Source organism: Rhizobacter sp. P2_H2 (assembly GCF_056403375.1).
Genome location: NZ_JBFUFP010000693.1, coordinates 1 through 2970, shown reverse-complemented (window position 1 = coordinate 2970; position 2970 = coordinate 1). Strand labels below are relative to the sequence as shown.

At 64.5% G+C, this 2970-nt stretch carries 4 protein-coding genes; all 4 read left to right on the top strand.

Annotated elements, in window-relative coordinates:
- A partial coding sequence (locus tag AC1D15_RS24810) for a Rieske 2Fe-2S domain-containing protein (RefSeq protein ID WP_477828068.1) occupies window positions 1-187 on the top strand: 187 nt, incomplete at its 5' end.
- Window positions 188-214: 27 nt separating this feature from the next.
- A complete protein-coding gene (locus tag AC1D15_RS24805; protein WP_047500854.1) occupies window positions 215-1615 on the top strand; it encodes a cytochrome b in 1401 nt (466 codons plus the stop codon).
- A 32-nt stretch (window positions 1616-1647) separates the two neighbouring features.
- Window positions 1648-2421 carry a cytochrome c1 gene (locus tag AC1D15_RS24800; RefSeq protein ID WP_477828067.1) on the top strand — a complete coding sequence of 258 codons (774 nt, stop codon included), beginning with the start codon at window positions 1648-1650 and terminating at the stop codon, window positions 2419-2421.
- 116 nt (window positions 2422-2537) lie between these two features.
- A partial coding sequence (locus AC1D15_RS24795) for a glutathione S-transferase N-terminal domain-containing protein (RefSeq protein WP_477828066.1) occupies window positions 2538-2970 on the top strand: 433 nt, incomplete at its 3' end.

The window sequence follows — 2970 nt, the reverse complement described above, 5'->3', positions numbered from 1 at the left end:
GGCCGGTGCCCAGCCTTCGCTGCCCGACGACTGGACCGGCGGCTTCCTGTGCCCCTGCCACGGCTCGACCTTCGACATGGCCGGCCGCGTCTACAAGAACAAGCCCGCACCCGACAACCTCGAAGTGCCGCCGCACATGTACTTGTCCGACGCCAGGCTGTTGATCGGCGAAGACAAGAAGGCCTGAGCCCCGAGCACTCCGGAGAACAACGACATGGCTGAATTCAAGCAAGCGCCCGCCAATGCCTCCGTGGGCGTCAAGCTCATGACCTGGGTCGACAACCGCTTCCCTGCCACGAAGATGTGGAACGAGCAGTGGGGGCAGTACTACGCGCCGAAGAACTTCAATTTCTGGTACTTCTTCGGCTCGCTCGCGATGCTGGTGCTGGTGATCCAGATCGTGACCGGCATCTTCCTCGTGATGCACTACAAGCCCGACGCGACGCTCGCCTTCGCCTCGGTCGAGTACATCATGCGCGACGTGCCCTGGGGCTGGTTGATCCGCTACATGCACTCCACGGGCGCCTCGGCGTTCTTCATCGTCGTCTACCTGCACATGTTCCGCGGGCTGATGTACGGCAGCTATCGCAAGCCGCGCGAGCTGGTGTGGATCTTCGGCTGCGCGATCTTCCTGTGCCTGATGGCCGAGGCCTTCATGGGCTACCTGCTGCCGTGGGGCCAGATGTCGTACTGGGGCGCGCAGGTCATCGTGAACCTGTTCGCCGCGGTGCCGTTCGTCGGCCCCGACCTGGCGCTGCTGATCCGCGGCGACTACGTCGTCAGCGACGCGACGCTGAACCGCTTCTTCAGCTTCCACGTGATCGCGGTGCCGCTGGTGCTGCTCGGCCTGGTGGCGGCGCACCTGATCGCGCTGCACGAGGTGGGCTCCAACAATCCCGACGGCATCGAGATCAAGGCCAAGCGCGGCCCGGACGGCCACCCGCTGGACGGCATCCCCTCGCACCCGTACTACTCGGTGCACGACATCTTCGGCGTCGCCGGCTTCCTGCTGATCTTCAGCGCGGTGGTGTTCTTCGCGCCCGAGTTCGGCGGCTACTTCCTCGAGTACAACAACTTCATCCCGGCCGATCCGCTGAAGACGCCGGCGCACATCGCCCCGGTCTGGTACTTCACGCCGTTCTATTCGATGCTGCGCGCGACCACCACGCTGATGGTGCAGGTGCTGTCCGGCATCATCGCCGTGGCCACCGTCGCGGCCCTGCTGAAGGGCAAGTTCGGCGGCGCCGCCAAGCTGGCGATGGCGATCGTGGCGGTCATCGCGGTCGCGCTGCTGAACGTGTTCGATGCCAAGTTCTGGGGCGTGGTGGTGATGGGTGGTGCCGTCATCATCCTGTTCTTCCTGCCCTGGCTGGACCACAGCCCGGTCAAGTCGATCCGCTACCGCCCCGACTGGCACAAGTACGTGTACGGCGTGTTCGTCGTGTTCTTCCTGATCCTGGGCTACCTGGGTGTGCAGCCGCCGTCGGAAATCGGCAACTACGTGTCGCAGGTCGGCACGCTGCTGTACTTCGGCTTCTTCCTGCTGATGCCGTGGTGGAGCCAGCTGGGCACCTTCAAGCCCGTGCCGGACCGCGTGACCTTCCACGCCCACTGATCCACACCACCGAGAGCCCCGGAGAGAACACCATGAAGAAACTCCTTCTCACGCTGCTGGCGAGCCTGGCCCTGGTGGGCGGTGCGGCGCAGGCTTCGGAGGGCGGCGCGGCCTGGGACAAGTTCCCCTCGGCCAAGACGTCCGACCTCGCGGCGCTGCAGAACGGCGCCAAGCTGTTCGTCAACTACTGCCTGAACTGCCACTCGGCGGCCTTCATGCGCTACAACCGCATGCGCGACATCGGGCTGACCGAGGCGCAGATCAAGGACAACCTGCTGTTCGCGACCGACAAGGTCGGCGACACGATGAAGGCCTCGCTCGACGCGAAGCAGGCCAAGGACTGGTTCGGCGCGCTGCCGCCCGACCTGTCGGTGATCGCCCGTTCGCGCGCCGACATCGGCAAGGGCTCGGGCGCCGACTACCTGTACACCTACCTGCGCACCTACTACCGCGACGACACCAAGGCGACCGGCTGGAACAACCTGGCCTTTCCGAGCGTGGCGATGCCGCATGCGCTGTGGGAGCTGCAGGGCCAGCGCGTCGCGAAGTTCGTCGAAGAGAAAGACCCGCACGACGAGGCGAAGTCGGTGCACCGCTTCGCCGGCTTCGAGCAGGTGACGCCCGGCAAGCTGAGCGCCAATGACTATGACGAGGCGGTGGCCGACCTTGTCGCCTATCTTCAGTGGATGGGAGAGCCGGCCCAGGGTCAGCGCGTTCGCGTCGGCGTCTGGGTGCTGCTGTTTCTCTCCGTGTTCGTCGTCATTGCCTGGCGCCTGAACGCGGTTTACTGGAAAGACGTGAAATAACGATGTGATTTCGCGCCCTGGGCCGCACGACGGCCCGGGTCGATGACGCAGCGGGCTGCCCGAAGGCATGCCTGCTGCGTTTGTGTTTTGACCTCTGCCTCCAAGGAGCCACCACCATGATGGTGCTTTACTCCGGAACGACCTGCCCTTACTCGCATCGTTGCCGCTTCGTCCTGTTCGAAAAAGGCATGGACTTCGAGATCCGCGACGTCGATCTCTTCGCCAAGCCCGAAGACATCGCGCTGATGAATCCGTACAACGAGGTGCCCATCCTCGTCGAGCGCGATCTCATCCTGTACGAGTCGCACATCATCAACGAGTACATCGACGAGCGCTTCCCGCACCCGCAGCTGATGCCGGGCGATCCGGTGGCGCGCGCGCGAGTGCGGCTGTTCCTGCTGAACTTCGAGAAGGAGCTGTTCGCGCACGTCAACGTGCTCGAGTCGCGCGGCCTGAAGCCGAACGACAAGCAGCTCGAGAAGGCGCGCGCGCAGATCCGCGACCGCCTGACCCAGCTCGCGCCGATCTTCCTGAAGAACAAGTACATGC

Coding starts and splice junctions, on each gene's coding strand:
- AC1D15_RS24805 (WP_047500854.1), top strand. CDS start 215: ATGGCTGAATTCAAGCAAGCGCCCGCCAATGCCTCCGTGGGCGTCAAG.
- AC1D15_RS24800 (WP_477828067.1), top strand. CDS start 1,648: ATGAAGAAACTCCTTCTCACGCTGCTGGCGAGCCTGGCCCTGGTGGGC.